This window comes from Streptomyces omiyaensis (assembly GCF_014650895.1).
Taxonomy (GTDB): domain Bacteria; phylum Actinomycetota; class Actinomycetes; order Streptomycetales; family Streptomycetaceae; genus Streptomyces; species Streptomyces omiyaensis.
The window spans coordinates 1-5216 of the sequence record NZ_BMVV01000065.1; the positions used below are offsets into that span (position 1 = coordinate 1).

Below are 5216 nucleotides of genomic sequence, written 5' to 3' on the forward strand. Positions count from 1 at the left end.
TCCTCGTCCACCGCCGCCGCGAACGGGGCGATCTTCGCCTCCGCCAGCGCACGCACCGACTCCCGGAGCATCTCGTGCTCCTCGGAGGTCCGGTACAGGTCGAAGTCCTTGCCCATGGTCTCGAGCTCCCTGGAAATGCTTGTGGCACCTGCTTGGGGCGCCTGGCTTGTGGCACCCGGAACCGGCTGCGGTACCGCTTATGGCACTGAGTACCCTCAGCAAAACACACTCAGTGCCATGACGCCAGAGCGCCCCGACGGCTGACTGCCGTCGGGGCGCTGGAGGGGGTGTCCGGCCGGTTTCCGGGAACCGGGGGAAGCGGTCGGGTCAGCCCTCGGTATCTGTCAGGTCGGCCTCCCGGCGGAGCCGGTGGGCCGTGTACTCGGCGGCCAGCGAGGCCGCCCGCTCGGCCGACATGTCGAGCTCCAGCAGCACCGCCGGCGTGCAGATGGACGGGATCAGCGTCCGCAGGAGCACCCGCGTGCGGTGCGTCAGGTCGTTGCGGTCGCACACGATGGCCGACATGGTCTGGATCCCGGCGTAGGCGCCGGAGAAGAGCTCGGCCGTGTCCATCAGGTCGACGTGGCGCAGCAGCTCGCCCCGCGCCCGCGCCACCGCGAGGATGTCGGCGACCTGTGCCACCCACGCCTGGAAGGGAGCGGCCCGGTCGATGCTGACCGCGCCGCTGTCCATGGCCAGGGCCACGCTCGCCTGCACCAGCGGATCGCCCTGGAGCCGGTGGGCGAGCAGGAAGCCCTGGTCTATGAGCTCCTGGAGCTTGACGGGCTGCTCGGGCAGCGGTTCGTCGAGCATCTGGGCGGCGAGCACGCCCAGCGCGACTTCTTCCTTGGACGCAAAGTGGAAATACAGCGCCCCCTTCGTCACCCCGGCACGCGCGAGGATCTCGCCGATGGTCGCCCGCTCGTAGCCACGCTCCGCGAACACGCCGGCGGCGGCCGCGAGGATCGCCTGCCGGGTTCGGATGGCACGTGCCTGCTGCGCCAAAGGACCCTCCCGCAGTCTCACTGTGTGCTGTCGCCGGGTGACGCCGAGCGTTGAAAAAGAAACCGGAACGTACGTACTCTACGCCGGGCCAGGTACGGTGCCCGGAAAAAGGGACGCGGGGGGAAGCCATGGACCGGCAGGAACGAGGAGTCGTTATGGGCGTCCCGGGGGAATTCGTCCACCGTTCCGATCCCGCCGACATCATCCCCACCGACTGGACCCAGCTCCAGGAGAATCGCTTCTCCGTATCCGCCGCATGGCCCGCGGCCCACCCCTTCTTCTCCCCGGTCGGCGACCGGCACGACCCGGTCCTGGTCGCCGAGACGATACGACAGGCCACCATGCTCGTGGCGCACGCCGAGCTCGGGGTGCCGGTCGACTCGCAGTTCGTCCTCTGGGAGCTGTCCTACGACGCCGACCCCGCCGCCCTCGTCGTCGACGGCCGCTCCTCCGAGGTCACCGTCGACGTCGTCCTCTCCGACCTGCGGGGGAGCGGCCGGAACCTGCGCAGTCTGCGCACCACCACCGTGCTCACCCGGGGCGGCGCCCCCCTCGCCACCGGGGTCGGCCTCGCCAGCTGCACCTCGGCCCCCGCCTACCGCCGGATCCGTCATGTCCAGCTCGCCGAGCTCGACGAGCCGGTCCCGCTGATCGCGGGCGTCGCCCCGCACACGGTCGGCCGGGAGCGCGACGAGGACGTCGTCCTGGCCCCCGGCACCCGGCCGAACCACTGGCGGCTGCGGGTCAACACCGCGCACCCGACCCTCTTCCGCCGCCCCAACGACCACGTCCCCGGCATGCTCCTCCTGGAGGCGGCCCGCCAGGCGGCCCAGGCGGTCGCCGGACCCGGCGTCCCCTTCCTCCCCTCCGTCCTCGACGTGTCCTTCTCCCGCTACGCCGAACTCCGCGCGCCCTGCTGGATCGTCGCCGAGCGGATCCCGGACCGCGACCCCCTGGCGGTCGCGGTCCGCGTCGAGGGCCACCAGGACGGGAACACCGTCTTCGACTGCACCCTCGTCTCGCCCTCGGAGGCCGCCCTCCCGCCGGTCGCCGCGTCCCCCCTCACCGCGTTCGAACGCCGGCTGGCGGGCTGACCCGCCTTCCTCCGCCGCTCCCCGCACGCCCATCCGCACCGACCGGAAGAACCCATGGGAACCCGCATCCTCGTCACCGGCGCCACCGGCTTCATCGGCGGCCGGGTCGCCGCGGCGGCCGCCGCCCACCCGGACCTCGACCACGTCCGCCTCCTGGTCCGGCGCGCCGACGCGGCCGACACCGCCTACGCGGCGTACGCCGCGGGCGGGGACGCCGGCCGGGTCTCCGGACCCGTCGTCGAGACCGTCCGCGGCGACCTCCGGGACCCCGGCACGCTCCGCCGGGCCTGCGACGGGGTCGACGCCGTCGTCCACTGCGCCTCCGCGATCGGCGGCGACGAGGGGGTGCTGCGCGCCGTCAACGAGCACGGCACCCGGGACCTCGTCGAGGCCGCCGTGCGGGCCGGCGCCGGCCGGATCGTCGCCCTCAGCACCGCCTCCGTGCACGGCCGGGGCCCCTTCCGGGCCGCGGCCCCCGGCGACCTGCCGCTCGCGCCGGGATCGGCGACCAGCAGGACCCGGGCGGCGGGGGAGCGGCACGTCCTGGACGCCGGCGGCTCCGTGCTGCGGCCGCACCTGGTGTTCGGCACCGGGGACCGGCAGGTCGTCCCCGGGCTCCTGACCCTGCTCGCCGCCCTGCCCGGGCCGCTCGCCGACAACGGCTCGCTGCACTCCATGGTCGAGGTGGAGAGCCTGGCGGGCGCCCTGCTGGGCGCGGCGCTCTCCCCGGCCACCCGGCCCGGCGCGTACGGCGTCGCCCACCCCGACCCGGTCTCCGACGCCGAGCTCCTCGCCGCGGTCGAGCCGCTGCTGCCCGCGGCGGTCCGGGCCGCCCGGGGCCCCGCGGTGGGGCTCGACGAGGCCCGCGCGCTGCTCGCCGGGCACCCGGTCGCCGCCCACCACCTGGAGATGTTCGCCGTCGACCACTGGTTCGCCGACGAGCGGCCCTGGACGGACTTCGGACGCGGCCCCGGCCCCGCCTTCACCGCCGCGTTCCCCCGCCACCTCCCCTGGTACCGGGAACTGCTCGCCGCCCGCGGCTGATCCCTCACCCCCGCACCCCACCCACCGCACGAGGCAGGACGAACCCCCCATGGCACGACTGGCAGGCAGGACCGCGATCGTCACCGGCGCGAGCCGGGGCATCGGACGGGGGATCGCCGAGCGGCTGGGCCGCGACGGGGCCCTCGTCGCCGTCCACTACGGCAGCGGCGCGGCGGCCGCCGCCGCGACCGTCGCGGCCGTCGAGGCGGCCGGCGGCCGGGCCTTCGCCTTCGGTGCCGCGCTCGACCTCCCCGACGCCGTCGACACCTTCTACGCCGCCCTCGACCGGGGGCTCGCGGAGGCCGGCGCGGGGCCGGAGATCGACGTCCTGGTCAACAACGCGGGCGCCAGCGGCTCCGGCCGGCTCCACCAGCTCAGCCCGGAGGTCTTCGACCGGCTCTTCGCGGTCAACGTGAAGGCGCCGCTCTTCCTCGTCCAGCGCGCCCTCGACCGCTTCCGCGACGGCGGCCGGATCGTCAACGTCTCCTCGCTCACCTCCCGGCACGCCTACCCGGAGTCCGTGACCTACGCCATGACCAAGGGCGCCGTCGACACCATGACCCTGGCCCTCGCCAAGGAGCTGGGCCCGCGGGGGATCACCGTCAACACGGTCGCCCCCGGTTTCGTCGCCACCGACATGAACGCGCGGCTCCGGGCGACCCCCGAGGCCGCCGCGGCGCTCGCCGCGCACGCGGTCCTGGGCCGGATCGGGACGCCCGGGGACATCGCGGACGTCGTCGCCTTCCTCGTCTCCGACGACGCCCGCTGGATCACCGGCCAGTACCTGGAGGCCGGCGGAGGGGCGGGTCTGTGAGCCGGGGGCGCGTCTAAGGTGGGGGCACGATGACACGTTTCCGTGAGAGCGTCCGGACGCTGCTGCGCGAGCAGGTGCTCGACGCCGCCTACGACCTCGTCGCGGCCGAGGGCTGGGGCATGCTCCGCATGACCTCCATCGCCCGGTCCGCCGGGATCAGCCGGCAGACCCTCTACAACGAGTTCGGCTCGAAGGAGGCGATCGGCGGGGCGCTCGTCCAGCGCGAGCTGGAACGGTTCCTCGTCGGGATCCAGCGGGAGCTGGAGGCGCACCGGGGAGAGCTGGAGCGGGCCGCCCGGGCGGGCGTCGGGTACACCCTCCAGCAGGCCGTCGACAACCCGCTGATCAAGAGCGTGCTGGTGGCCGCCCGCGGCGGCGCCGACACCGACCTCCTCGCCTACCTCACCACCCGCACCGACCCCGTCTTCGGCACGGCGATGGCCCTGCTCGACGCGTACGCGGTCGAGGCCTGGCCCGACGTGGACGAGGAGTCGCGGGGGCTGGCCGTCGAGACCATCGTCCGGCTCACCGTCAGCCACATCGTCCAGCCGGTGGCCACCCCGGAGGAGTCGGCGCGGCGCATCGCCCGCGTCACCGCCCGGGTCGCCTACCCGGGCGCACCGACACCGGCCCGCCCGCCCTCGGCCGGCTGACCGCTGACCGCTGATCGTCTTCGGCCGGCCGGCCAACCGCTCCGACCGGGGCCTCGGCGACGTCGTGGTGCCGGGCCGGTCCGGTCCTGGTCGGTCAGTCCGCGGGCAGCGGCACGGCGGCCGACAGGACCGTGCCCTCGCCGGGCGCCGGCTCCACGGCCAGGGTGCCCCCAGCTGTTCGACCCGGGTCCGGACGGCCGGCAGGCCGTGGCCCCGCACCCCGCCGTCCGCACGGACCGCCGCCGGGTCGAAGCCGTGCCCGCCGTCGGCGACGTCGAGCACGACCTGGTCGTCGAGGTAGGTGAGGGTCAGCGCGGCGGTGCGGGCGTCCGCGTGCTCCCGCACGTTGGCCGGCGCGCCCTGGGCGATCCGCAGCAGCGCCGACTGGAGCCGGTCGGGCAGCCGCCGCGGCGGGAGGCCCTCGACGTGGCAGCGGACCGCGAGCCCGGCCGTGGACTCGCGGCGGGCCAGGGTGCGCAGCGCCTGCTCCAGGCCGCCGCCTCCGGCGAGGTCGGCGGGGGCGAGGTCGTGGACGAAGCGGCGGGCCTCGGCGAGGTTGTGCTCGGCGATCGACTCGGCGGTCCGCACGTGGCGGCGGGCGGTGCC

6 protein-coding genes and 1 pseudogene are annotated in these 5216 nt (G+C 75.1%); 4 read left to right on the forward strand and 3 right to left on the reverse strand.

The window, feature by feature from the left end:
- Together IE287_RS37880 and IE287_RS37885 are read right to left on the reverse strand one after the other, a co-directional pair.
- Positions 1 to 116: acyl-CoA dehydrogenase family protein (locus IE287_RS37880; protein WP_189853976.1), on the reverse strand; the 116-nt coding region annotated here is incomplete at its 3' end.
- Between the two features lie 211 nt (positions 117 to 327).
- On the reverse strand, positions 328 to 1005 hold the full coding sequence (locus IE287_RS37885) for a ScbR family autoregulator-binding transcription factor (protein WP_189853977.1): 678 nt from the start codon (positions 1003 to 1005) through the stop codon (positions 328 to 330).
- A 155-nt stretch (positions 1006 to 1160) separates the two neighbouring features.
- On the opposite strand from IE287_RS37885, the gene IE287_RS37890 reads away from it, so the two are divergent.
- The 4 genes from IE287_RS37890 to IE287_RS37905 are packed head-to-tail and all read left to right on the forward strand — an operon-like array spanning position 1161 to position 4610.
- Complete coding sequence (locus IE287_RS37890) at positions 1161 to 2099, forward strand: ScbA/BarX family gamma-butyrolactone biosynthesis protein (protein ID WP_229884013.1); 939 nt, start codon at positions 1161 to 1163, stop codon at positions 2097 to 2099.
- Positions 2100 to 2153: 54 nt separating this feature from the next.
- Entirely contained in the window at positions 2154 to 3143 is a 990-nt protein-coding gene (locus IE287_RS37895) for an NAD-dependent epimerase/dehydratase family protein (protein ID WP_189853979.1), read from the forward strand.
- Positions 3144 to 3192: 49 nt separating this feature from the next.
- Positions 3193 to 3957 (forward strand): SDR family oxidoreductase, encoded by a 765-nt coding sequence (locus IE287_RS37900; protein WP_189853980.1) that lies wholly within the window; start codon positions 3193 to 3195, stop codon positions 3955 to 3957.
- A gap of 29 nt (positions 3958 to 3986) precedes the next feature.
- A complete protein-coding gene (locus IE287_RS37905; RefSeq protein ID WP_189853981.1) occupies positions 3987 to 4610 on the forward strand; it encodes a TetR/AcrR family transcriptional regulator in 624 nt (207 codons plus the stop codon).
- A 94-nt stretch (positions 4611 to 4704) separates the two neighbouring features.
- Here the strand turns inward: IE287_RS37905 and IE287_RS39005 are convergent.
- Positions 4705 to 5216: pseudogene (locus IE287_RS39005) on the reverse strand (sensor histidine kinase); the annotation flags it as partial.

What these genes read in the sequence shown, in the direction of transcription:
- IE287_RS37890 (WP_229884013.1), top strand. Translation starts at nt 1,161, where the DNA reads ATGGGCGTCCCGGGGGAATTCGTCCACCGTTCCGATCCCGCCGACATC.
- IE287_RS37905 (WP_189853981.1), top strand. Translation starts at nt 3,987, where the DNA reads ATGACACGTTTCCGTGAGAGCGTCCGGACGCTGCTGCGCGAGCAGGTG.
- IE287_RS37895 (WP_189853979.1), top strand. Translation starts at nt 2,154, where the DNA reads ATGGGAACCCGCATCCTCGTCACCGGCGCCACCGGCTTCATCGGCGGC.
- IE287_RS37900 (WP_189853980.1), top strand. Translation starts at nt 3,193, where the DNA reads ATGGCACGACTGGCAGGCAGGACCGCGATCGTCACCGGCGCGAGCCGG.